Source organism: Arthrobacter sp. Soil736, assembly GCF_001428005.1.
Classification (GTDB): domain Bacteria; phylum Actinomycetota; class Actinomycetes; order Actinomycetales; family Micrococcaceae; genus Arthrobacter.
The window spans coordinates 412,004-435,570 of sequence record NZ_LMSB01000001.1 but is presented as its reverse complement, the minus strand read 5'-3'; the positions used below and the strand labels follow the sequence as shown (position 1 = coordinate 435,570).

22 protein-coding genes and 1 tRNA gene are annotated in these 23,567 nt (G+C 65.5%); 5 read left to right on the top strand and 18 right to left on the bottom strand.

The features are described 5' to 3' along the window. Nucleotides 1-23 precede the first annotated feature (23 nt). A complete protein-coding gene (locus ASG92_RS02025) occupies nt 24-737 on the top strand; it encodes an NAD(P)-binding domain-containing protein (RefSeq protein WP_056623637.1) in 714 nt (237 codons plus the stop codon). A 6-nt stretch (nt 738-743) separates the two neighbouring features. On the opposite strand, the gene ASG92_RS02020 is transcribed toward ASG92_RS02025, so the two are convergent. The 3 genes from ASG92_RS02020 to hisD are packed head-to-tail and all read right to left on the bottom strand — an operon-like array spanning nt 744 to nt 3,866. Further along, nucleotides 744-1,709 (bottom strand): 3-hydroxyacyl-CoA dehydrogenase family protein, encoded by a 966-nt coding sequence (locus ASG92_RS02020; protein WP_056623930.1) that lies wholly within the window; start codon nt 1,707-1,709, stop codon nt 744-746. A 54-nt stretch (nt 1,710-1,763) separates the two neighbouring features. Next, nucleotides 1,764-2,510, bottom strand: coding sequence for an SDR family oxidoreductase (locus ASG92_RS02015; RefSeq protein ID WP_056623634.1), 747 nt, complete (start codon nt 2,508-2,510; stop codon nt 1,764-1,766). Nucleotides 2,511-2,519: 9 nt separating this feature from the next. Next, nucleotides 2,520-3,866: a histidinol dehydrogenase gene (gene hisD, locus ASG92_RS02010; protein WP_240986958.1), complete on the bottom strand. Its 1,347-nt coding sequence runs from the start codon at nt 3,864-3,866 to the stop codon at nt 2,520-2,522. Between the two features lie 204 nt (nt 3,867-4,070). Here hisD and ASG92_RS02005 point away from each other — a divergent pair, with 204 nt between their 5' ends. Then, nucleotides 4,071-5,429, top strand: coding sequence for an MFS transporter (locus tag ASG92_RS02005; protein WP_056623631.1), 1,359 nt, complete (start codon nt 4,071-4,073; stop codon nt 5,427-5,429). 388 nt (nt 5,430-5,817) lie between these two features. On the opposite strand, the gene ASG92_RS28020 is transcribed toward ASG92_RS02005, so the two are convergent. Together ASG92_RS28020 and ASG92_RS28015 are read right to left on the bottom strand one after the other, a co-directional pair. Beyond that, nucleotides 5,818-6,093 (bottom strand): hypothetical protein, encoded by a 276-nt coding sequence (locus tag ASG92_RS28020; RefSeq protein WP_157372028.1) that lies wholly within the window; start codon nt 6,091-6,093, stop codon nt 5,818-5,820. Between the two features lie 52 nt (nt 6,094-6,145). Next, nucleotides 6,146-6,275: transfer RNA gene (locus ASG92_RS28015), tRNA-OTHER, on the bottom strand. Here ASG92_RS28015 and ASG92_RS28010 point away from each other — a divergent pair. Beyond that, complete coding sequence (locus tag ASG92_RS28010; protein WP_157372026.1) at nt 6,253-6,567, top strand: substrate-binding domain-containing protein; 315 nt, start codon at nt 6,253-6,255, stop codon at nt 6,565-6,567. The genes ASG92_RS28015 and ASG92_RS28010 overlap by 23 nt on opposite strands. Nucleotides 6,568-7,038: 471 nt before the next feature. On the opposite strand, the gene ASG92_RS01995 is transcribed toward ASG92_RS28010, so the two are convergent. Together ASG92_RS01995 and ASG92_RS01990 are read right to left on the bottom strand one after the other, a co-directional pair. Then, nucleotides 7,039-8,097: a LacI family DNA-binding transcriptional regulator gene (locus tag ASG92_RS01995; protein ID WP_056623625.1), complete on the bottom strand. Its 1,059-nt coding sequence runs from the start codon at nt 8,095-8,097 to the stop codon at nt 7,039-7,041. Between the two features lie 47 nt (nt 8,098-8,144). Then, nucleotides 8,145-9,593 (bottom strand): sugar porter family MFS transporter, encoded by a 1,449-nt coding sequence (locus ASG92_RS01990; protein ID WP_157372024.1) that lies wholly within the window; start codon nt 9,591-9,593, stop codon nt 8,145-8,147. A 292-nt stretch (nt 9,594-9,885) separates the two neighbouring features. Here ASG92_RS01990 and ASG92_RS01985 point away from each other — a divergent pair, with 292 nt between their 5' ends. Then, entirely contained in the window at nt 9,886-11,340 is a 1,455-nt protein-coding gene (locus tag ASG92_RS01985) for an ATP-binding protein (RefSeq protein ID WP_082579241.1), read from the top strand. Nucleotides 11,341-11,368: 28 nt separating this feature from the next. Here the strand turns inward: ASG92_RS01985 and ASG92_RS01980 are convergent, their stop codons facing one another. Next, complete coding sequence (locus ASG92_RS01980) at nt 11,369-12,055, bottom strand: response regulator transcription factor (RefSeq protein WP_056623613.1); 687 nt, start codon at nt 12,053-12,055, stop codon at nt 11,369-11,371. Nucleotides 12,056-12,350: 295 nt separating this feature from the next. Between ASG92_RS01980 and ASG92_RS28005 the strand changes: the two genes are divergently transcribed. Further along, nucleotides 12,351-12,773, top strand: coding sequence for a hypothetical protein (locus ASG92_RS28005; protein WP_157372022.1), 423 nt, complete (start codon nt 12,351-12,353; stop codon nt 12,771-12,773). Between the two features lie 133 nt (nt 12,774-12,906). On the opposite strand, the gene ASG92_RS01975 is transcribed toward ASG92_RS28005, so the two are convergent. The 10 genes from ASG92_RS01975 to ASG92_RS01930 form a co-directional block, all read right to left on the bottom strand. Further along, nucleotides 12,907-13,236, bottom strand: coding sequence for a PepSY domain-containing protein (locus tag ASG92_RS01975; RefSeq protein WP_056623611.1), 330 nt, complete (start codon nt 13,234-13,236; stop codon nt 12,907-12,909). A 130-nt stretch (nt 13,237-13,366) separates the two neighbouring features. After that, nucleotides 13,367-14,527, bottom strand: coding sequence for a glycerate kinase (locus ASG92_RS01970; RefSeq protein ID WP_056623608.1), 1,161 nt, complete (start codon nt 14,525-14,527; stop codon nt 13,367-13,369). Between the two features lies 1 nt (nt 14,528). Then, the gene (gene dctA / locus ASG92_RS01965; protein ID WP_056623606.1) at nt 14,529-16,004 is read right to left on the bottom strand and encodes a C4-dicarboxylate transporter DctA; all 1,476 of its coding nucleotides are present in this window, start codon (nt 16,002-16,004) and stop codon (nt 14,529-14,531) included. A 170-nt stretch (nt 16,005-16,174) separates the two neighbouring features. After that, nucleotides 16,175-17,272, bottom strand: coding sequence for a tartrate dehydrogenase (locus ASG92_RS01960; RefSeq protein WP_056623603.1), 1,098 nt, complete (start codon nt 17,270-17,272; stop codon nt 16,175-16,177). A 117-nt stretch (nt 17,273-17,389) separates the two neighbouring features. Continuing rightward, complete coding sequence (locus ASG92_RS01955) at nt 17,390-18,301, bottom strand: LysR family transcriptional regulator (RefSeq protein WP_056623600.1); 912 nt, start codon at nt 18,299-18,301, stop codon at nt 17,390-17,392. 140 nt (nt 18,302-18,441) lie between these two features. Next, nucleotides 18,442-18,966 carry a YbhB/YbcL family Raf kinase inhibitor-like protein gene (locus tag ASG92_RS01950; RefSeq protein ID WP_056623597.1) on the bottom strand — a complete coding sequence of 175 codons (525 nt, stop codon included), beginning with the start codon at nt 18,964-18,966 and terminating at the stop codon, nt 18,442-18,444. 9 nt (nt 18,967-18,975) lie between these two features. Then, nucleotides 18,976-19,938, bottom strand: a complete 963-nt coding sequence (locus ASG92_RS01945; RefSeq protein ID WP_056623924.1) for a carbohydrate kinase — start codon at nt 19,936-19,938, stop codon at nt 18,976-18,978. A gap of 104 nt (nt 19,939-20,042) precedes the next feature. Then, nucleotides 20,043-21,221, bottom strand: coding sequence for an acyl-CoA desaturase (locus tag ASG92_RS01940; protein ID WP_056623594.1), 1,179 nt, complete (start codon nt 21,219-21,221; stop codon nt 20,043-20,045). Between the two features lie 13 nt (nt 21,222-21,234). Further along, nucleotides 21,235-22,329 carry a ferredoxin reductase gene (locus ASG92_RS01935; RefSeq protein WP_056623921.1) on the bottom strand — a complete coding sequence of 365 codons (1,095 nt, stop codon included), beginning with the start codon at nt 22,327-22,329 and terminating at the stop codon, nt 21,235-21,237. 323 nt (nt 22,330-22,652) lie between these two features. Next, nucleotides 22,653-23,480 (bottom strand): alpha/beta hydrolase, encoded by an 828-nt coding sequence (locus ASG92_RS01930; protein WP_056623917.1) that lies wholly within the window; start codon nt 23,478-23,480, stop codon nt 22,653-22,655. Nucleotides 23,481-23,567: the final 87 nt, after the last annotated feature.

The following is a 23,567-nucleotide window of genomic DNA, read 5'->3' as shown; positions in this document are numbered from 1 at the left end:
TCATCAACAGTGTGGAGGCTGATATGACAACTGCAATTATCGGGCTCGGCAACATCGGTTCCCGGGCCGCCCGCAACCTTGTTCAGGGCGGCGAACGGGTCGCCTTAGCCGCACGTGATCAATCCGGCGCGGACTCGTTGGCCGCTGAACTGGGTCCGCTGGCGACATCCGCGAGCGTGGCTGATGCCGTGTCTGCGGCGGACGCCGTCCTGTTCGCCGTGTGGCTGGACACCGGGAAAGAACTCATTTCCCAACTGTCAGAGTCTCTGGTCGGCAAGGTGGTGATCGACCCGTCCAACCCCATCGGGCCCGACGGGCACGGCGGCTATACCAACACACTGCCGGCCGACCAATCGGCTGCTTCGGTCCTGGCAGCCCTGCTCCCCGCCGGCGCGCACTTCGTGAAGGCGTTCGGCACCCTTGGAGCTGAGGCCCTGGGATCGGCGGCCAACCGGCCGGCCGGGCGGGCAGTTCTGTTCTATGCAACGGACGACGACGCCGCGGCCGAAACCGTGGAACGGCTCATCAGCGCCTCCGGCTTTGATCCGGTCAAAGCCGGCGGAATCGCCGCGGCCGAAACCGTGGAACGGCTCATCAGCGCCTCCGGCTTTGATCCGGTCAAAGCCGGCGGAATCGACGCGGCCGGGCGGCTCGAGCTGATGCGCGGCGACCTTCACCAGAACGGCGGACTCGGCGGGAGGCTGCTGAACGTCGACGAGGCCCGCGCCGCACTCTAGGGACTGTTACAGTCCCGGCGTCTGACCGAGATCCGCGCGGAGCTGGGACAGGCGTGCATAGGCATTGTCGCGGTAGGCCAGGAGGGCTGCCTGGTCGGCAGGGTCGATGTCCAGGAATCCGTAACCACTCTTCAGTCCAGTGTTGCCGTCCTTGACGGTGGCGACGAGGGCTTCCGGGGCGGCGAACCGTTCACCGTATGCCTTTTCGAGGGTGCGGTATGCGGATTCGTACACGTCCAGTCCTGCCATGTCGCCGATTGCGAAGGGGCCAAACAGGGCCAATCGGAATCCGAACGTGTTGCTCACGACGGCGTCGATCTGTTCCGGTGTAGCGACGCCGTCGTCAACAATCTGGACAGCTTCCTTGTACAGCGCGAACTGAAGCCGGTTCGCGACGAATCCCGGTGTGTCCGCCACTCTCGCCGGCGTCTTCCCCAGCCTGCGGATGAGCTGCTCGGCGAGGTCGAGGACATCGGGGTCGGTGTCCGGGCCGGGAATGAGTTCGACGCCGGGTATGAACGGGGCGGGATTCATCCAGTGGACCCCGAGGAACCGCTCCGGGCCAGCGACCGAGGTGGCCAGTTCTCCGATGGGGATAGCCGAGGTATTTGTGCCGATGATCGCCCGGCCTGGCGCGGCGGCCGAGATCCGGCGGAGGACACTGGCCTTCAGGTCGGGTTCTTCGGGAACCGCTTCGGCGATGTAGTCCGCCGCCGCCACCGCTTCCTCGATGCTTCCGGCGGCGGCAAGGTTGCCCTCGATAGCCTCCGAGGCTGCCTTTGGCAGCAGCCCGCGGGCCTCAAATTCTCGGGCCTGCTCCACAAGCCGGACGCGCGCACGCTCGGCCGTTTCGCCGTCGACGTCGCCCAACGTGACTTTGTAGCCGTGTAAAGCCAGCACCTGGGCGATACCGCCTCCCATGTAGCCGGACCCGACGACGGCGGTGGCTGAAATGGCATCGATGATTGTCATGAACATGCTCCTAGGAAAGATGGTCCCGCGTGCCGGACCGAAGGCACTGGGCGGTTAGCGGATGGTGTAGCCGCCGTCGACGGCCAGCGTGTGGCCCGTTATGAGCGACGCGGCGTCGCTCAGCAGAAATGCCACTGCCCCGGCGATGTCCTCCGGTTCCCCGAAGCGTCCAATCGGGATCCTGGACAGCAGCTCGGCTGCCCAGTCAGGCCTGCTGAGGGTCGAAGCGGTCAGTTCAGTGCGCACGAAGGTCGGTGCGACGGCGTTGACACGAATTCCGGCCGGCGCCCATTCCAGGGCCAGGATCTTGGTGAGGTGGATCAGGCCGGCCTTGCTGGTGCCGTAGGCGGCCCGTTCCTCGATTCCGACGATTCCCGCCTGCGACGCTACGTTGACGATGGCCCCCGGAATTCCTTTGTCTACCCAGTGCTGAGCCACGGCGGTGGTCAGGAAGAAGATGCCTTTGAGGTTGGTGTCAAAGACCGTGTCCCAGTCTTCGGCTGTCAGTTCCAGCGCAGGCTTGGGCACGTTGACGCCGGCGTTGTTGACGAGGAGATCAATGCCTCCGCTTTCCTCCATCAAATAGTCAGCGAATCGGCGTATCTCATCGGTCTCGGTTATGTCGATGGGAAGCGCCGGAGTGCCGTACCGTTCGCTGATCCGGCGGGCACTGTCGGCGTCGCGGCTGGTCCCGTAGACGGTGGCGCCGCACTCGGCAAGGCCATCAGCGATGGCCTTGCCGAGTCCGCGGGCCGCTCCGGTGACCAGTGCTTTCTTGCCGTCGAGGCGGAAATTCGTCACCTTCGGTCCTTAGCTATCGAAGGTGTGGTCCGACCAGGGCAGGGCCGTGCCGCGGTACTTCGCCGCCCTGACGTCTCCTGAGCGGGCGTGGCCTTCAAACCGTTCGACTCTGGATGCGCGTCCGCAGAGCTCGCCGAAGAAGGCGCTGGATTCGGTGTTAGTCACTTCCTGGTAGGTGACGGTCCGCAGGTACTTTCCGACCCAGAGTCCGCCGGTGTAGCGGGCGGCACCTCGGGTGGGCAGTACGTGGTTGGTGCCAATGACCTTGTCTCCGTAGGAGACGCAGGTTCCTTCCCCGAGGAACAACGCGCCGTAGTCGTGCATCTTGTCCAAGGCTTCGCGGGGGTTTTGGGTGAGGATCTGTACGTGCTCGTAGGCGTACTCGTCCGCCAGGACGTACGCGTCGTCGAGGGTCGCGACAACGTGGACTGCACCCCAGTCGCGCCACGCTGCTCCGGCGTAATCGCGGGTGGGCATGTCCACGAGGATAGCGTCGATGTGCCCGATAACCTTGCGGCCAAGCTCCTCGCTGGTGGTGATCAGAACGGCCGGCGAGTCGGGGCCGTGCTCGGCCTGGGACAGGAGGTCGACGGCGACGATGAACGGGTCGGCGTGCTCGTCGGCCACGATCAGGACTTCGGTAGGCCCGGCGAAGAGGTCGATGCCGACCTCGCCGAAGAGCTGGCGCTTGGCCTCCGCGACGAAGGCGTTGCCGGGGCCGGCCAGCATATTGACCGGCTTGATGGTTTCCGTGCCGATGGCGAGGGCCGCTACCGCCTGGATGCCGCCGAGCAGGTAGATCTCATCGGCACCGGCCAGATACATAGCTGCGACGGTGGCGTCCGGAACCTCACCCTGGATCAGCGGGGTGCAGGCGGCTACGCGCTCAACGCCGGCGACCTTGGCCGTGATGATGGTCATGTGGGCGCTGGCCAGGAGCGGATACTTGCCACCGGGGATGTAGGCTCCCGCAGCCTGGACCGGCACGTTTTTCTGGCCCAGAAATACGCCCGGCATGGTTTCGATTTCGAAGTCGGTCAGGGACTCCCGCTGCTTCTGCGCCATGACGCGGACCTGTTCCTGAACGAACTTGATGTCCTCAATCGTCTGTTCCGGCACTCGGGCGATGATCTCGGCCAGCTGATTCTCACTAAGCAGGAACGAGTCCGGCGCGTACTTATCAAACTTCTCAGAATATTCGCGGACGGCCGCGTCTCCGCGTTCGCGGATGTCGGCGATTACGCCTTCCACGGTCGCGCGAACCTCCGGCGTGCTGCCCCGGGACACGCTGTTCCGGGCCGGCTCCTTCAACATCGTGGAGTCCACGGCCGAACCGATTTCATTTGTAACCGTCATCAGGTTTACCTTCCATCTTCATTGATGGGCGACATCTGGAGCGCCCCAGCCAAGCCATCCGGCCTGCATGATGACCGAGTGTATACGTATACATTTCTCAGGCGCAAGGGCTTGTGCGCCTCTCCTGCATACGTATACACTGCCTTCACGAGGCAGCCGGTGTGGCTGCGCTCACTGTCCGGTCGAAGACAAAGGAGTCTCTGAATGAGCACCCCCGCGACAACAGCAACCGCAGCGCCACCCGCCATTGATCCGAAGATGCGCCGCAAGGCCCTCGTTTCATCCGTGCTGGGCAGCTGCATCGAGTGGTACGACTTCTACGTTTACGGAGTCGCCGCCGCCATCATCCTCAACAGCCAGTTTTTCCCGCAGGCGAGCCCGTTCGTCGGCATTTTGCTCTCTTTCAGCACCTATGCGATCGGCTTCGCGGCCCGTCCCATTGGCGGGATCATCTTCGCCCACTTCGGCGACCGCCTGGGCCGGAAGAAAATGCTCATGATGACGCTGGGCCTGATGGGCGGCGGCACCTTCCTCATTGGCTGCCTCCCGAACTTCGCCACTATTGGCATTGCGGCTCCGATCCTTCTGGTGCTCTTGCGGATCGTGCAGGGTATCGGCGTCGGTGGCGAGTGGGGCGGCGCCGCGCTGATGGCAACCGAGTTCGCCCCGGCTAAGCGACGCGGGTTCTTCGGATCCTGGCCCCAGATCGGTGTTCCTGCAGGAACGCTCTTGGCCAACGGCGCCTTCTACGTCATGGGCTACTTGATCTCACCCGAGGCTTTTGTGGCCTGGGGATGGCGCATTCCGTTCCTCGTCTCGATCCTGCTGGTGGTGCTCTCCTTCTACATCCGCAGCAAGGTGGACGAATCCCCGGCGTTCGAAGAGATCAAGCGCAAGGGTGAGATCGAGAAGATGCCGGTGGTCAAAGTCATCAAGACCCGCCCGCTGACCATCCTCAAAGTCATCATGATGCGGTTTGCCGAGAACGCGAACTACTACATCTACACGACCTTCCTGCTCGCCTACGGTCCCGCAGTACTGCTGGAAAAGAACAGCATCCTGCTGGCAACCATGATCATGGCAGGCCTGGGCATCTTCTCAATCCCGTTCTGGGGCTGGGTATCCGACCGCTGGGGACGCCGCTACACCGTGATCGCCGGAGCAAGCACCATGCTCCTGATGGCATTCCCCTTCTTCTGGGCGGTGCAGACCGGTGACTTCCTGATGCTTCTGCTCGTGCTCATCCTGACCTGCAACGTCGGCCGCGACCTCTGCTACTCCGTGGAACCGGCGTACTTCACGGAACTCTTCGAGCCGAAGCTGCGGTATTCGGGCGCGTCGGTAGGTCCTCAGGTAGCAGCCGTTTTCGCCGGTGGTTTCGCACCGCTGATCGCCACGGCACTGATCGGTCCCGAATTCGACCGCTACTGGCTGGTTGCCCTCTATATGGTGGTGACCTCGATCATCACCATTGCTGGCGCGCTGTGGTCACCCGAGACAGCACCCCGCGTCCGGCTTCGGCGGGGACTCAGCGCGGAATATGATCCCACCACCGCCCGGTAAGAGTGGCCTCACCGGTGCTCCCCGGCCCGCCGGCGCCAGCAAAGAGTGGGCGCCGGCGGGTGCAGGTGCTGAAGGTTGGCTAGTCTGAAACCAGCAACTGCAATGAATCGGGTGGCATCCGTCCGAACCAAGAAAGGAGGACACCACGATGGTGACCAGCCGTGACGTGGCAGAACTGGCTGGCGTCTCGCAAGCCACTGTTTCCCGGGTCATGTCCTCCCCCGCGAAGCTGTCTCCCGCGACGAGGGCGCGCGTTCAGGCAGCCATGGAAACCCTGGGCTATGTGCCCCACGCCGGCGCCCAAGCCATGAAAACCAAGAGAACCAACACCATCGGAGTCGTGGTCGCGGACCTCACGAATCCCTTCTACGCGGAGGTTCTCGACGAACTAAGCCGCGAGCTCGACGCCGCCGGTTTCCGCGCCGTCATTTGGAACGCCGGCGGCGGCAGCCACCACGATGCGCTCAGGGCCATCCGGGAACACGCGGTTGATGGCGTCATTTTCACCACCGCCACGGAAGACTCGGTCGAGCTCCAGGCAGCCATCGAAAAAAACAGCCAGATCGTCCTGATCAACCGCGTCGTGGACGGTCTGGAATGCGACCAGGTAACCAGCAGCAACACCGACGGCGGCGCCGCCGTCGCCGACTACCTGCTGGCTCACGGCAAAACCCGGGTCGCCTTCATCGGAGGCGCACCAAACGCGAGCACCTCCCTGGAGCGCGGGCAGGGATTCCTCGGCAGAATGGCGCATCAAGGCCACCCCGTGCCCGAGCACTTCCGCTTCCAAGGCGGGTTCTCCCACGACATCAGCGCCCAAGTCATGAACCGCTTGCTCTCCCGCGCCGACCGCCCACAGGCTGTCTTCTGCGCCAACGATCACATGGCCTTCGGAGCCCTGGATGCCCTACGCGCCAACCAGCTCCAGCCCCGGGACTGCTGGGTCATCGGTTACGACGACGTCGAGATGGCCGCCTGGGAATCATTCAGCCTCACCACCGTCCGGCAGCCTAGCCGCGAAATGGCCCGCGTCGGGGCGAAGATGATGATTGACCGCATCTACTCCCCTGGACGCGCACCCCGCCGCGTGAACTTCCCCTGCGAGCTCATCGTCCGGGGAAGCACGGAGCTGGCGTAGCCGACAGCGCTGAGGGGCTTGGCGTATACAGCGGGCGCGAAGAGGCAGACTTGTCTGTCGCTTCGCAGATACGTCTTCGCACAGCAATGCCGGCGCCCCAGAATGCCGTGAGCGTGCCAAGTGCGGCGCCGGCATGTATTGCCGTGGGCCAGGTGGCGCGGGACAGGATGTGCCTGCCGGCCGCTTCTCCGCCTTCCTGGGTCCAGTCAGACCCGACGACGTCTATGTCGGCTTCCAGCCCCCGCCTCGTCATGACATCGATGTATCCCTGCAGACGGACTTCCTCGGGCAGGCGGGCGTCATTGGTCCAGGCCGAAGCCGGGCAAAAGTGCGGGCCACCTGAATCATTGGTATGACTCCGGGGAGCCTTGCGCCCAACACGGCCAGCGCACTGACCCAGGTTGTTCTCTGCCGTTTCCGGCCCGCACGTCGGACAAACCCGTGCCGGTCTATTAATTGCCGGTCTATTAATTATTGCGCGGACCTATTCCCGGGTTCCGCAGATCGCCCTGAATCTCGGGTGACGGCAGCCGTGCTGCCGCGAACGACGAGCCGAGGGGGCAGCACTTCGGAGCGTTGGGGCGAGAGGGGTTCGGCCATGCGTTGGAGGAGCAGCTCTGCGGCACGTATGCCCACGTCACGGCTGACGGGGTCCACGGTTGTCAGCGAAAGGTGCCGGATCTGCCCGAGATAGGTGTTGTCGTATCCGACGAGTGAGAGCTGCGCAGGAACGCTGACGGAGCGCTCGGCGGCGGCGGAGAGCGCTCCGACGGCGACGATGTCGTTGGCGGCAAAGACCGCCGTGGGCGGCCGTCCGCCGTCGATGAGACGGCCCATTGCCTCAAAGCCGGACTTTTCAGTCATGTCCGTTTGCTCCACCCGGACGTAGTCCTGGAGGCCGTTGCGGGACATGGTGTCCCGATATGAGCCGGCCCGCAGGGCACCGGATCTGGTGGGTGCGCCAAGGTGGGCGATGTCGCGGTGGCCGAGGTCAATCAGGTGTTCGACGGCGATGCGTGCGCCGGCGACGTCGTCGTTGGCGACCAGATCTGCTGCAGGCAGGTCGAATCCGCGGATGCCTGCCACGACCGTCGGCGTGTGCGTGGATGCCCGCGTGAGGTCGTCGTCGGGCGGGATGTCGCCCGCGATGACGAGCCCGTCGACGCGCAGATCCATAAACGGGGACACCGGGCTTTCCCCCGGGCGGGCGAGATAGCGGGGGTCGCCGAGAACCATCCGCAGGTCCTTGTCCAGGAACACGCTCCTGAGGCCGTCGAGCAACTCCACGAACCAAGGATTCGCCAGGTCATCGAGCAGGACGCCAACAACGCCCGTGCGCCCGCTGGCCAGCGAGCGCGCGGCGTTGCTCGGCCTGTAATCGAGGGCGGCCATTGCCTTGGCAACGGCCTCTCGCTTTTGCTCGCTGACCTTGGGCGACCCCCGCAGTACCAGGGAAACCAGTGCGCGCGAGACGCCGGCTTCCTGCGCCACATCTTCAATCGTGGCACGCTTGCCTGTTCCCCGTTGCATGACTTCACTCCCCGACAATTGGCCGCCTCCTTCCGGCCAGCGTAACGTCAACGGGTGGACGCAGCCTCGCCGGCCGCCGTCGCGGAAACGATGATGGGCAAAGCGCCGGTGCGGAAATGCACCTCCAGTTCTTCCAGGGACTGCCCCTTTGTCTCCGGCACGAACTTGGCCACGAAGACCAGGGACAGAACATTCACCAGCACGAACACGGCAAAGGTTCCCGTCGACCCCAAGGCGACCACGAGGATCGGGAACAGGAAGGAGATTGCCGCGTTTACGGTCCACAGGGCAAAGACCGCGATACCCATGGCGAATCCTCGGATGGCCATCGGGAAGATCTCCGAAAGGAGCAGCCAGACGCAGGTTCCGATGAAGCACTGCACGAAGGCGACGAAGAGCATCATGGCGGCCAGGATCGTGTAACTGACGGCGTTCGACTGCGGGAGCATGAACACGACGGCGAGAAGCGCCTGGGAACCGACAACGCCGGAGAACCCGATGATGAGCATTCGGCGGCGCCCGATGAAGCCGAGCAGCCAGATGCCCACGATGGTCATGACCACCGAGGTCACGCCCACTGCGATGGTTGCCACCAGTGACGCGCTTACACCGAGCCCGCTGCGTTCAAGGATGCTGGGCGCGTAGTAGTTCACGGTGTTGATGCCGGTGGCCTGCTGGACGACTGCGAGTCCGATGCCTATCCAGAGAAGCCTGCGCATCCACGGGTTGTTCTTCAGGTCGCGCCAGGCATGTGAGCGTTCCTTGCGGGCCGTCGTGGCCGACTCGACGATCTCCTTGTATTCAAGGTCAGCTTCTTCCGGGTCCCGGCTCAGGTCCAGGATGCGCCGGCTGTCCGCAAACCGGTCCCGGAGCGCGAACCAGCGCGGCGATTCCGGCAGCATCAGCATGCCGATCAGGAGCGCAATCGCGGGGATCGAAGCCACGCCGAGCATGAGGCGCCACACGGATGTGTCGTGGATGAGGGTGTCGAGAAGCGCGTTGATGGCAAAAGCGAGCATTTGGCCGGTGACGATCATCAGCTCGTTGATCGTGACCATGCGGCCCCGCAGATTGGCCGGCGCCATTTCCGCCAGATACAGGGGGCAGGTTACGGCTGCGGCGCCCACGCCGAGACCGAGGACCACGCGGGCGGCCACCATGAAGGCGACATTGGGGGCAATGGCACAGCCCAGGGCGCCGAGGAGGAACAGCAGCGCGCAGACCAGGAGGGTGCCGCGGCGGCCGAGCGCATCTGCGAGCCGGCCTCCGGTCAGTGCGCCCACGGCGGCGCCGGGGAACAGCAAGGCGCTGACCACTGTCGCCTGCTCGACTGCGTTCATGTTCAACGAGTCCTGCATGTAAAGCAGGGCACCGGAGATGACCCCGGTGTCGTAGCCGAACAGGAGTCCGCCGAGGGTGGAGATGATGGTCAGACGGGTGAGATATCCGCCATGTTTGGAGCCCGATGCGGGCCGGTGTGCTGCGTGCAACGACATTGTTGACATCCTTGGATCGTTCGGCCGAACTGCCACGGCCTTCGGGCGGGGAATGCTACGAGTGGTGCAGTTCACTTCCATCCAGATTAGAGCGCTCTAACGGCTGGGTCAATAGTTTGTTCTGACATAAGCTCAAAGTCGAAAAAGCGGGCGTCTTGTCTCGAGCCTTTGCCGCCCGGATTTGTTCAAGACCGTTGCCACAACTGAGCGAATGCTGAGAGTTGTTGTGGAGAGGCTGAGAAAGCCGGACCCGGTGTTTGTTTATGGCCGGTGGCGGCCGCATCCTTGGAGCATGGATGCTGTCCGGAAGCTTGCCGGTCGTGGCCTGCCCCGGACTCTCTGGGGTGTGCGAAAGCGCGCCACGGCCACTGCCGTCGTCGTCGTGGCTGTGGCGCTTCTCATTGGCGGCCTGACGCTGCTGGTGCTGCTGCAGAAGTCGCTCGTCGCCACTGCGGAGTTCGCTGCCCGGGGCGAGGCCACGGAGGTCGCTGCCCAAGTCGCCGACCAGGGCCTTGCTGGGGGGCGCCATTTCATCGAGTCTGCCGGCGAGGCCGGGCAGTATGTCCAGCTCCTGGATCCGCAGGGGTCGGTCGTCGCCTCCTCGGTACCTGGCGCGGCAGCGGCTCCGCTGACCGGTTTGCGTCCGGACGCGGGGCAAACTCTGATCCAGAGCGTGCCCGAGCTGCCCAGCCTCGGTAACGACGACGAGTTCCTGGTTGTGGCGACCGGAGTCCGTGACAAGGGCGTCCTTTATACGGTGGTGGTGGCAGTCACGACCCAGGTCGAGGCCAACACCGTCGCCACGGTGTCGTGGTTCGTGCTCGGCGCCACGCCGCTGTTGTTGACGCTCGTAGGGATCGCCGTCTGGATGCTGGTGGGCCGGTCCCTGCGCCAAGTCGAGAGAATCCGGGGCCAGGTTGCCATGATCAGCGCCCGCCGCCTGGACGGACGGGTGGAAGTCCCGCCTACCGCCGATGAGATCCAGGCTCTGGCGCAGACAATGAACTCAATGCTGGAACGGCTTGAGGCTGCCGATCTGGAACAGCGGCGCTTCGTCTCGGACGCCAGCCATGAACTGCGCAGCCCCCTGGCCACCCTCAGCGCCGGGGTGGAAATCGCCGCCGCCGATCCCTCCGGACGAACGTGGGACGAGGTGAAGTCGGTCCTTGCCGGCGAAACAGCCCGGATGCGGTATCTCGTTGAAAATCTGCTCACACTGGCCAAGGCCAATGACGGAGGGCTGCGCCTGGAGAAGACCGACGTCGATCTCGACGACGTCCTGAACGACGAGATCGTTCGGCTGCGCTCCACGAGCCGGCATCGGATCGTGGCACATCTTGAACCGGCACGGATTACCGGCGATGCGCGCAGGCTCGCCCAGGTGGTCAGGAATGTCTTCGATAATGCCGACCGGTATGCCAAGTCCGTGGTTTCCATCGAGGTTCACAACGCCGAGGCCCAAGCCACCATAACCATCGACAATGACGGGCCGCCTGTGCCGGCCGCAGACCGGGAGCGGATCTTTGAGAGGTTTGTCCGGCTTGATGAAAGCCGGTCCCGTGAACGAGGCGGCAGCGGCCTGGGTCTTGCCATCGCGGCCGCCGTCATGGCGGCCCATGACGGGTCGATCAGGGCAACAGAAGGGCCAGGCGGCGGGTGCCGCTTTGAAATGGTCTTCCCCCACGCCGCGTCCGCCGGCGAAACTCCCACCGGCAAGAAGGTCTCCGGCAAGAAAATCCCGCGCTAACGCCAGCCAGGTCCATACTCGCGTAGCGCTATGCCACCGGGGTCCTGTCGGCGGTGAGCAGGTATCCCATGCCCCGCACCGTCATCAGGGTCTGCACATCGAACGGGACATCGATTTTCCGGCGGAGGTACCCAATGTAGACCTCGACGACGTTCTCTCCTCCTTCAAAGGCCGCATCCCACACGTTGTCCAGAATCTCGCCCTTTGAAACCACCTGGCCAGGCCGCCGCATCAGGAAATGCAGCAGCGCGTACTCCTTGGCGGTCAGTGCAATCGCTGCCTCCCCGCGGCGCACTTGGCGGCTTGCCGTGTCAAGGCTCAGGGATCCCAGCTCCAGGACAACGGGCCGCTCCGGCGCTCCGCGGCGCATCAGCGCCCTTATCCTGGCAACCAGGACGACGAAGCTGAACGGCTTGGTCAAGTAGTCATCGGCTCCGAGGTCGAAAGCGTCCGCCTGGTCATACTCGCCGTCCTTGGCCGTCAGCATCAGAACGGGCGTCCAGATTTTGCGGCCCCGGATTTCTTTCAGCACGTCGTAGCCATTCTTCAGCGGCAGCATCAGATCGAGCAGGATCACATCGTAGGGCTTCTCCGTCGCAGCCCAGACCCCGCTGACCCCGTCATGGACGACGTCCACCACGAATCCCTCGTTGGACAGCCCGCGGCGGACTGTATCGGCCAACTGCTTTTCGTCCTCAACAATGAGAATTCTCACGCCCGCCCCCGCCCACTCATCCTCGAAGTATCCCTGACAGGGAGCTTGCCTGTCCCCACGGCACGGGCTTTCTCAGCTTGCTCTCATGACCGGTGCACGATCCTGTCCATAAGACTTTCGTAACGCACTACAGGAAAGAATGCCACCCATGTACGCCACTGCAGGACCCGCGGCCTTAACCTACCCCGCGCTGAGGTCCTGGTGGTGGGTCCCAAATCTGGGCACGGTCAAGCCACCCTGACCCTTTTCGCACTCCCGAACCAGCGAGAAGAACCAATGGAGGAAGTGAAAGTCAGTGGCAAACATACGATGGGACCTGGTTCCCAACCCGGAGTGGGTACTAATGTATCGACGCGGCCTCAGCCGCGGACAAATCTCAGCGCAGACGGGGGCGCCCATATCAACCGTGGGTTACCACCTGACTGCCGCAAGGACCGCCGATCCGGCGCTTCGTGAGGAGCACTTTGCCGCCGCCAACGGTGACCCCGCCAGGGCAACCCGACGAAGCGTCCAACGTATGAACGAGCTCGTCGGAATGGTGCGGCAAACAGGCCGATACCCCGCAAATAACTCGTCAGAAGCCGCAGAACGCAACCTCGCAGCATGGCTGCGCCGCCGACGCCGCGACGCTGAGGCGGGCTCCCTTACCCGCATCCTCGATGACGGCCTAAGCGTCCTGCCGGACTGGAAGACCCCCAAAGGGCGCCGGTCGGCGTGACGCGGTGCCCCGGTGGTTGAGCCTGTCGAACCTCGATCTCGACAGGCTCGATCAGCGGGGTTGGCTCGATCAGCAGGGTTTGCTCGATCTCGACAGGCTCGATCAGCGGGCCCGCTCGATCAGCGCGGGGCGGTCAGTCGTCCTCGGCGCCCTGATTCAGGACCTGGAAGTCCGGGCCGAGGTTCACTTCGACTTCCGAGCCGCTGTTCAGCCGGATCTCAACTTCGTAGGCAGAGCCCGGGTCCCCGCCACCCTCAACGTCGGTCACCGTGCCCGGTCCCACCTTGGCAAGCGCGGCCTCGACTGCTTTGTCGCGATCGGCCTGGCTCAGGGTGCTCTGGGAACCTCCGTTCGAGGTCAAGTCGTCAACAACCAGGTTTCCGGCTGCCACCGCAACCGTTGCGCCTCCCAGGGCTGCCGCAGCCACTGCTGCTCCGATGATCCATGCTGTTCTCTTGCGCACAACGGTCTCCTTTCACATCGTTTTTCCCAGTGTCCTACCGAAATTGGACCGGGACAACGCCCCACAGGAAACGCCCGCCCGGGCTACCCCCGGGCGGGCGAATCTGGTTCCTGTGGCAGGTGGCTTTCCGCTACAGGAGGCTTGTTCCGATGTCTTTTCCGATCCGCCGGAGCAGGGCGGCGGAAAGTTCGGGATCCTTGGACGAGTCCTGGTCGGTGTATTCGGTCAGGGTGTACACCCGGGTCAATGCCATTTCCGGCCACCGCTCCGGGGGCAGCAGGGAGCGGCCGGCGACGGCGATGATCGGGCGGGTGCCCGACCGGCGGGCGACGGCGGCCGGCAGCTTGCCGGATAGCGTCTGTTCGTCGATACTGCCTTCGCCGGTGATGACGACGTCGCAGCTGTCCTTGCGGGCGTTGAAGCCCAGCAGGTCCAGGAAGTAGTCCGCGCCGGAGACCTGCTCGGCGCCGAGGAGCAGGCAGGCGTAGCCGATTCCGCCGGCGCTTCCGGCGCCGTCGTGCCCTGCCAACACCGCGGCGCCGGCGAACCCTGCCTCCGTCATCTTGGCAACAAGGTGCTCGAGACCCTGGTCGAGGGCCGCGATATCCTCCGGCCCGGCGCCCTTTTGCGGTCCGAAGACCGCCGGCGCCCCTTGGACGCCGAGGAGCGGGTTGTGGACGTCGCTGGCAACGACAAGTTCCGTGTCCGCCAGCTCGGGGAGGTCGGTCCGGTGGATGGAGTGGATCTGGCCCAGCGCCCTGCCGCTGCCGTAGAGCTGCCGGCCGTCGGCGTCGCGGAAGCTGTAGCCCAGGGCGGTGAGCATTCCCATGCCGCCGTCGGTGCTGGCGCTGCCGCCCAGGGCCATGACGATCCTGGCCGGCTTCAGGCTGAGGGCGAACAGGACGGCTTCGCCGAAGCCGCGGCTGGATGCGCTCAGCGGCTCCAGCTTTCCCTCCGGCAGGAGCCCGAGGCCGCAGGTGTTGGCGACCTCGACGACGGCGGTGTCGCCGTCGAACGCGATGTCGGCCTGGACGTGCTGGCCCGTGGGGCCGGCGACCGTGTAGCTTCGCCGGGTGAAGCCGGAGGCGACGGCGGCATCGACGCTGCCGTCACCTCCGTCCGCCAGGGGAAGCACTTCGCAATGGACCGCTCCGGCTCTGCCGGTCGAACCGGTTGCGGAGCGGAGCCCCGCGGCCAGGGCGGCCGCTACCTCGCCGGCGGTGAGGCTGCCTTTGAACTTGTCGGGTGCGATGAGGGTCCGTACGGTTTTCGGGGCGGTTGTGTTGTGCATGTCAGACGGTTTCCGAGTAGGCAGGAGTGCGGCCCTGGGAGTGCCTCCCGGCATCATCGGCGTTGCCATCGTTCTTTGCGTGGATTTCCTTGGGGGCGTGGTGGCCGTACTCAGCCAGGTCGTCGTCGATGTCCGTGACTTCGTCGAGGTGGATCGGGTCCTCACTGGGCATCGGCTCAACGGTTTCGCCGGCGAAGACGCGGCGGGCGCGGTCCGCGTCCAGGGTCCGGTCCCACCAGGCGATGAACAGCGTGGCGACGGCGTTGCCCGTGAAGTTCACCAGGGCCCGGCACTCGGACATGAACTTGTCGATGCCGAAGATGAGCATGATGCCGGCGGCCGGGATGGTGCCGATGGTGGTCAGCGTGGCCGTCAGGGCGATGAAGCCGCCGCCGGCGACGCCTGCCGCGCCCTTGGAGGTGAGCAGCATGACTGCGAGCAGGCCCAGCTGCTGGCCGATGGTCAGGTCCGTGTTGGTGGCCTGGGCGATGTACAGGGCGGCGAGGGACAGGTAGATGGCGGCGCCGTCGAGGTTGAAGCTGTAGCCGGTGGGGACGACGAGTCCGACGGTTTCCTTCTTCACGCCGGCGTGCTCGAGCTTGCGCATCAGGCCCGGCAGGGCCGGTTCGGCAGTCGAGGTGCCCAGGATGAGCATGTATTCCTCTTTGAGGTGCCGGATCATCGTGAAGATGTTCAGCTTCAGGAACGCCATGACGGCGCCGAGGACCACGACGACGAACAGGATCGACGTGACGTAGAAGAGGGCAATCAGCCCGCCCATGCTGGTGAGGGAGGCGACGCCGTACTTGCCGACGGCGAAGGCCATCGCGCCAAAGGCACCAAGGGGCGCGGCCTTCATGATGAAACTCAGGATCTTGAACATGACCCCGGTGAGGCGCTGCACGCCGTCCAGGACTGGGGCGCCGACCTTGCCCATCGCGTTCAGGGCGATGCCGAAGACCACGGCGATGAAGATGATCTGCAGGATGTCGCCCTCAACGAAGGGACCGACGATGCTGTTGGGAATGATGTGGGTGAGGAACTGCCACCATTCCTGGTGCTGGCCGGCGTCGATGAGCTTCGCGGCGGACTCGGAGGTCTTGATGGTGCTCGCATCGGCGTTGACGCCTTCGCCGAGCCGGAAGATGTTGATGGCGACCAGGCCGAAGATCATGGCGAAGATGGTGCCGACCTGGAAGTACGTCAGCGCCTTCAGGCCGGTCATGCCGACCTTTTTCAGGTCCGCGACGCTGGCGATGCCGCCGACGATGGTCAGGAACACGATCGGGCCGATGAGCATCTTCATCGAGTTGACGAAGGTGGTGCCGATGGGTTCCATGGCGATGCCCGCGGACGGCGCGAGCCAGCCCAGGAGGATGCCGAAGAGGATGGCGGTCAGTACCCAGAAGTACAGCTGGCGGTACCAACGTGTCTTGGGGGCCGGCGCTGCCGTGCCGGCGGTGGTGATGTGATCCATGATTCCTACCTCGTTGTGGAATTTCGCTGGAGTGAAGCTTGAAGGGTTCGGTAAGCGGCGTCCCGAGGGCCCCGACGCGAGCTTGCGAGTGTTGGGGAGGGACTTCCGCGGAAGCGTCCGACGGCGGCGGGCCAGCCGCCGTCGGACGTTTCAGAAAGCGGGCGTTCTGTTTAGACGGCGGCCAGGCTCAGCGTGAGGGCCTTGATGATGGCGTCGGTGACGTCGTCCGTGGTGGAGTCGCCGCCGACGTCGCGGGTCAGGTGGCCGGCGCCGGTGGTCTGCTCGATGGCGGCCTCGACACGGCGGGCTTCCTCGTGCAGGCCGAAGTGGTCCAGCATCAGGGCGGCGCTGGCGATCGCACCGATCGGGTTGCTGATGCCCTGGCCCGCGATGTCGGGGGCGGAGCCGTGGACCGGTTCGAACATGGACGGGAAGCGGCGCTCCGGGTTCAGGTTCGCGCTGGCCGCCAGGCCCAGGCTTCCGGCCAGGGCCGAGCCAAGGTCCGAGAGGATGTCGGCGTTCAGGTTCGAGGCCACGACGACGGAGAGGTCCTCCGGCTTGAGGATGAACTTCGCGCTCATCGCGTCGACCAGTACGCTTTCGGTCGCCACGTCCGGGTAGTCCAGGGCCACCCGCTGGAAGGTTTCGTCCCAGAGGACCATGCCGTACTGCTGGGCGTTGGACTTGGTCACGGAGGAGACCTTCTTGACCGTGCGGGTCCGGGCCAGGTCGAAGGCGAAGCGCATGATGCGTTCGCAGCCCTTTTCCGTGAACAGTGCGGTCTGCAGGGCGACCTCGTTGCCCGGGCCGCGGCCGCTGAGGTTCCGTCCGCCGAGGCCGGCGTATTCGCCTTCGCTGTTTTCGCGGACAACCACCCAGTCGAGCTCGGTGTTGTCGGCCTTGCGGAGGGGCGACTGGATGCCGGGGAGGAACTTCACCGGGCGGATGTTGGCCCACTGGTCAAAGTTCTGGGTGATGTTCAGGCGCAGGCCCCAGAGGCTGATGTGGTCCGGGACGTTTTCCCAGCCGACGGCGCCGAAGTAGATGGCGTCGAAGTCCTTGAGGGTCTCTAGGCCGTTGGGGTCCATCATCTGGCCGGTCTTTTCGAAGTAGCCGCAGCCCCAGGGGAACTCGGTCCACTCGAAGGAGAACTTGCCGCCGGAATTCTCGGCCAGGGCGTCCAGGACGCGGCGGCCTGCGGAAACGACCTCTTTGCCGACCCCGTCTGCGGGGATTGAAGCGATGCTGAATTTCTGGGTGGCGCTCATGTGCCTACCTCCTCGTTGAGTCTGTTAGCAGCGTCACACTGCCCTTCCTCTTCAAGTAGAGGCCATGACCTCGAACGGCGTCCAAGACCAAGATTCGATACGGTAGATAGGTTCAGCCTATTGGTTCGCGGCGTCCTGGACCTTCTGGACGGCATGCAGCTCCGCGACTGCCAGGAACGCCCGCGCCGCCGGCGTCAGGTCTTCCTTCCGGCTCAGGATGGCCACCTCCAGGTGCGATACCGGTTCAATCAGCAGCGTGCGCAGCCCCGCCTTGTGGGCAGTCGGGGCCCAGGACGACGGCATCACCGCGTGGCCCACACCCGCGAGCACCAGGGGCAGGATCGACGTCCGGTGCGCCACCTCGACGACGATTTCGGTGTTGACGCCGTGGGCCAGGGCGTCATCCACGAGCCAGCGCATCAGCGAGCCGCGCTGGCTGGCGATCAGCCGGTGCCCGCCAAGGTCCTCACGCTGGATTGCCTCCCCTGGACCGAAGGTGTCCGCGTGGGGATTGACGATGAGGATCAGCGGCTGGCGCTCGAGGTCGAGCACCTGGACGCCGGGAACCTTGATGGCACTGGAGGAGCCGGCCAGGCCAATCTCGGTGCTTCCGCTACGGACGGATTCGATCACCTCTTCCGGGGTGAACGCGGCGCTGACATTGAGACGGACCGACGGGTGGGCCCGGATGAAGCCGGCGATCATCGAGGTCAACGGCTCAATACCCGGCGACGGCATGGTGATGATGTCCAGCCGGCCGCTGCGGACGCCCCGTAGAGCCTGGACCGCCGACTGCGCCGCGTCGAGATCGCGCATCACGAGCCGCGCGGGTCCGACGAGTTCCTTGCCGGCTTCGCTGAGCACCGCACGGCGGCCAATGCGGTGGAAGAGCGGCACGCCGAGCTCGTTCTCCAGGCCGGCGATGGTCTGGGACAGGGAGGGCTGGGCGATGAGCAGATGTTCTGCGGCACGGTTGAAGCCGCCATGGTCAACCACGGCAAGGAAATACTTCAGCTTCCGCGTGTCCATGCCAGCTTCTTCACCGCTTCCGATCCCAGGGCTTCCGACGCGCAGCGAGAAAGCATAGATAGCCTACGCCTATCGGATACCCGCGCGCTGGTTGAGCCTGCCGGAACCACCTCGATCTCGACAAGCTCGATCAGCGTCAATCAGCGGCTGTAGATTCCCGTCAGCGTTGCCTTGCCCAGCAGGTGCTTGGCCAGCTGGTCTTCCAGCCCCGCAGGCCTCTTCCCGGCCTTCAGTTCTTCGACGTCCAGCGCATAGACGGTAACGACGTACCGGTGCCGGCCGTGTCCGGGCGGCGGCGCGGCGCCCAGATAGCCCCGGAAGCCGGCGTCGTTCTTCAGCTGAACGGCGCTGGGCGGGAGCTGCGCGCCGGCCTCGGCTCCGGCTCCCTCTGCCAGCGACGTGACGTCGACCGGGATATTGAGCACGGCCCAGTGCCAGAAACCGCCGGCGCCAGGGGCGTCGGGATCAAAGACCGTGACGGCGAAGCTTCCGGTTCCCGCCGGCGCGCCGCTCCAGCTCAGCTGCGGGGATTCGTCCGCCCCGCCGGCATGCAGCCTGCCGCTGCGCTGTGCGGGATGCAGGGTCTCACCGTCCTGGAAGGACCTGCTGGTGAGTTCGAACGACGGTACGTCCGGGAGGTTGGGAAAGGGACTGGCGGATGTCATGGCTGCCTTTCAGATGGTGGCTTCTGCTTCCTCTGCTGCTGCTTCCACGCGGTTGAGTTCGGCCCGCGTGGGCGGATTGGCTCCGGGCCGGGACACCGTGACGGCGGCGGCGCGGGAGGCGTGTGCCAGGAGCGCGGCGAGGTCTTTGGCCGGCAGGGCGCGGAGGTCGGCCCGGTTCTGGGCACCGGCCAGGCCGCGGTCCACCACGCCGGACAGCAGCGCGGCCATGAAGGAGTCACCCGCGCCCACGGTGTCCGCCACGTCCACGCGGGGCACGGCGAATTCGGCTTCCCCTGCGGCCGTGATGCCCCACGGTCCTGATGCTCCGCGCGTCACCACCACCATGGCCGGGCCTTCCGCGCCGCCCAGCGACAGCCAGCGCCGCGCCGAGTCCAGCACGTCCACGCCCGGGTACAGCCAGGCCAGGTCCTCGTCGGAGGCCTTGACGATGTCCGAAAGGGTCACGAACTTCTCCACCTGCCGCCGGGCATAGTCCGCATCCGTGATGATGCTGGGGCGGCAGTTGGGGTCAAAGCTGATGGTGGCCGAGGGGTGGGAATGTTCGACGGCGGCCAGGACGTCCGCGGCGCCCGGCGCCAGCATCGTGGCAATGGAGCCGGTGTGCAGCAGGGTGGTGCCCTGCAGCATGAACGGCAGCCGTTCCGCGAGTCCGGGAAGCTCCCAGGCGAGGTCGAACGTGTAGGTGGCGGCGCCGTCGTCGTCCACCAGTGCGGTGGCCACGCTGGTGGGCAGGCCGTCCGGTGCCTGCGGGAGCATGACCGAACTGGCCTTCAGGTGGGCGGCCACCGACTCGCCGTAGGCGTCACGGCCGTAGCGGCCGATGAACTGCACGGGGTGGCCGAGGCGCGCGAGGCCCACCGCGACATTGAGCGGGCTTCCGCCGACGTGGGCTTCGATTCCGGAGCTGCGCTGGACCACGTCAACGAGGCCCTCGCCAATAACTGTGAGCATGGACATACTCTGCCAGAGAACGCGGCCCGGCGCTCAGTTGATCCGGGCAGGCAACAGTGCAGCGGACCGTCCGGCCCGCTGCACACGCCCGCTGCGGTACTTCGTTAGGACTTCTTTCCCGGCAGCGCGAGCTTGAAGACCTTGGCCCAGGACGATCCGACCTGCTTGAGCAGCGGCCCGGTGGTGTACGGCAGGCCGTAGCGCTTGCAGATTTCCTGCACCTTCGGGGCAACCTCGGCGTACCGGTTGGACGGCAGGTCGGGGAAGAGGTGGTGCTCGATCTGGTGGGACAGGTTTCCGGTCATGAGGTGCATGAACTTGGAGCCGGAGATGTTGGCGGATCCGATCATCTGCCGGACGTACCAGTCGCCGCGGGTCTCGCCTTCCACCATTTCCTCGGTGAACGTGTCCGCCCCTTCGGGGAAGTGGCCGCAGAAAATCACCGCATGGGCCCAGACGTTGCGGACGGCGTTGGCGGTCAGCGTCCCGTAGAGCGCCTGCTTGCCCGAGCCGGTCAGCATGGCAACGGCCGGGGTGGCGGCGTAGTCCTTGGTGAACTGCTTGATGGCCTTGATGCCCAGGGCCTTGAGGTCACGCTTCATGGCCTCCTTGGACTTCTTTCCCTCCTGGTAGTCCGCCAGCTCGAGGTCGTAGATGGCGATCCCCCACTCGAAGATGGGGGCCAGGATGGCGTTGTACAGCGGGTTGCCCAGGTTGTGGGGCTTCCACGGCTGATCGGCGTCCATGCGCAGGAGGTTGTATCCGACGTCGTTGTCCCTGCCCACCACGTTGGTCCAGCGGTGGTGCAGGTCATTGTGGGTGTGCTGCCACGAACGTGCCGGGGTGACGAAGTCCCATTCCCAGGTGGTGGAGTGGATGTCCGGGTCCCGCATCCAGTCCCACTGGCCGTGCAGGATGTTGTGCCCGATCTCCATGTTTTCCAGGATCTTGGCGAGGCTCAGCAGCGTGGTGCCCGCGACCCAGGCACCCTTGTTGCGGCCCATCAGCAGCGCGGCGCGGCCGGAAATCTCGAGGCCGCGCTGGATCTTGATGACGCGCCGGATGTACGCGGCGTCGGACGCCCCGCGCTTGGCCAGGATGTCGTCGCGGATGGCGTCCAGTTCGCGGCCCATCTCGGCAACCTGTTCGTCCGAAAGGTGGGCAGCAGCGGGCGGACGCACCAGCGGGCTCCCGGAGGATGCCAGCGCACCGGGGCGGTGTTTTGCCGCCTCCCCGTTGATCGACGTTGATTTCGCGGCTGTGCGGTCAGATATTGCAGTCATGCGGTGTTGCTCCTCAGATCTCGAGGTTAACGGGCCCGGCGGCTGCCGAAACACACGTCTGGATTAGTTGGCCCGGTTCGCCGTGGACTTCGCCGGTGCGCAGGTCACGGACCTGGCCGGCCCGCAGCGGGAGCAGGCAGCTGTGGCAGATGCCCATGCGGCAGCCGCTGGGCATCAGGACTCCCGCGTCTTCGCCGACGTCGAGCAGCGGGGTGTTCCCGTCCGCCTCGACCTCGCGGTCGGAGGTCTCGAAGGTGACCAGTCCGCCGTCGTGCCCGGCTCCGCCCACCAGGCTGGTGTTGAAGCGTTCGATGATCAGGTTGATGGGGTCGGCCGCGAACGGACCCGGTGCTGCTTTCTCGTGGGCGGCGGCTTCGCTGGACCACAAGGCCTCGGCGTCGTCAAGGAACTCCTCGGGGCCGCACGCGTAGGCCGCGCGCTGGCGCCAGTCCGGGCACAGCTCCTCCAGCTGGGTGGTGGACCCGAAGTCCAGCCGGCCGCGTTCGCCCGTGTACCAATGGGTGACGCGGAAGTTGGGGAACTGGTCCGCGAGCTCGGACAGTTCCTCGTGGAAGATGCTGTCCTGCGGCGTGCGGGCCGAGTGGATGAGCACGACGTCGGCATCCGGGCGGTGCGGCACCAGGGTGCGGACCATGGACATGACCGGCGTGATGCCGCTGCCCGCGGTGAGCATCAGCAGCGGACGGGGGTGTTCCGGCAGGACGAAGTCGCCCTGCGGCGGCGCCAGGAACAGGACGTCCCCGGGCTTGGTCTGCCGGACCAAGACGCCGGAAACCGCGCCGACGTCGCTCACGGTGATGGCCGGATCCTGCCCGGCGGGCGCGCTGAGCGAATACGAGCGCCAGTGGCGCACGCCGTCGAGCTCCACGCCGATCCGCGCCCACTGGCCGGCCTTGTGGGCCTTCCAGCCGCGGCCGGGGTGGAAGAAAATCGTGGCGGAATCCGCCGTTTCCGGGACAACCTTGGTAACCACGCCGCGCAGCTGGCGGGCGGAAAACACAGGGTTAAAAAGCGCAAGAACATCCTCCGGCGCCAACGGGGTGGTCAGAACGGAGGCGGCGCGCGCCAATTTGCGAAGCCGAATCATGTTGTCCACCACCTGTTGGATTCACCCATATATTTCTCCTAGTGAAACCGGTGATCGTAATATACAAAACTACCCCAACCCCCAGCTACTAGAGTCCCCCATGCAGATGCCGCTAGCAACCGGGTACGGTGCAGGGCGCCTGACCGGGTGGCTCCGGGGCAGGGCTGGCGTGCCCCTGACCGGCCTCAGCCGGCAGCGGCCTTACTATCTACCCCATGACAGTGCAACGAACAGACGTCGACGGAGTTCCCGTCTTCTGGGTGGACGGGCCACAGCCGGGATTGAGCTGACGTTCACGTCGGAGTCCTGCGGGCCGTCCTCACCTAGAGTCCCAGCAGCTCCTGCACCAGCTCGCGGCACTTCCGGTAGGACGAGGCCTTCGGGTCGATCAGGGCGAAGTGGTCACCCGGCACCTTGACCACCTGCACCGGCGCCCCCGCGGCACGGGCGGCGGCCACATAGGCCTCTGACTGGCTCATGGGCACGGTGTCGTCCTCAAGTCCGTGGACCGCGTAGATCGGGACGTCCAGCGGTACGGCGCTCATGGGATCGGCATACTTGTGGCGCTTGGGGTACTTGCCGGCAGAGCCGCCCATGAGGTTGCTCACTGCGCCGTTGCTGAGATCGAGCCAGTCGGCCTGGGCCAGGTTGAGCAGCCCGGACTGGCTGACCACGCCCGTAAGGTGCACCGCCTCGCCGTTGAGGTTCCGCAGGACCTGCCGGTCGGCGTCCGGCGTCCCGAGCCCGGCGAGCCGGTCCCGGCCGGCGGCCCAGACGGCGAGGTGGCCGCCGGCGGAGTGTCCCAGCGCCACGACACGGGAGATATCAAGTCCGTGCTCGTCGGCAATTCCGCGCAGTTTGTCGATCCCGGCGAGTACGTCCTCGAAGGTGTGCGGCCAGCCGCCGCCGTTGCCTGCCCGCCGGTACTCAAGGTTCCAGGCCGCCATCCCGTGCGCGGCGAGGTCCTTGGCGAGCGGTTCGCCCAGCTCCGCGCCGTACTGGGAGCGCCAGTAGCCGCCATGGATGACCACCACCACGCCGCGGGTCACGGAGTGCTTGCTCCGGGACGGGGATGCTGGCGGCGGTTCCGGCAGAAAGAGCTCGCCCCATTGGCTGGGGTGGTCGCCGTACTTGTACTTCTGCCGCTTCACTGCATCCTCCTTGGGTCCCGGTGAACAGGAAGCGCCCAGCGCCGCCAGCGTCACCACTGCCGCAGCCCCCTGCAGTCCGTTGGACAG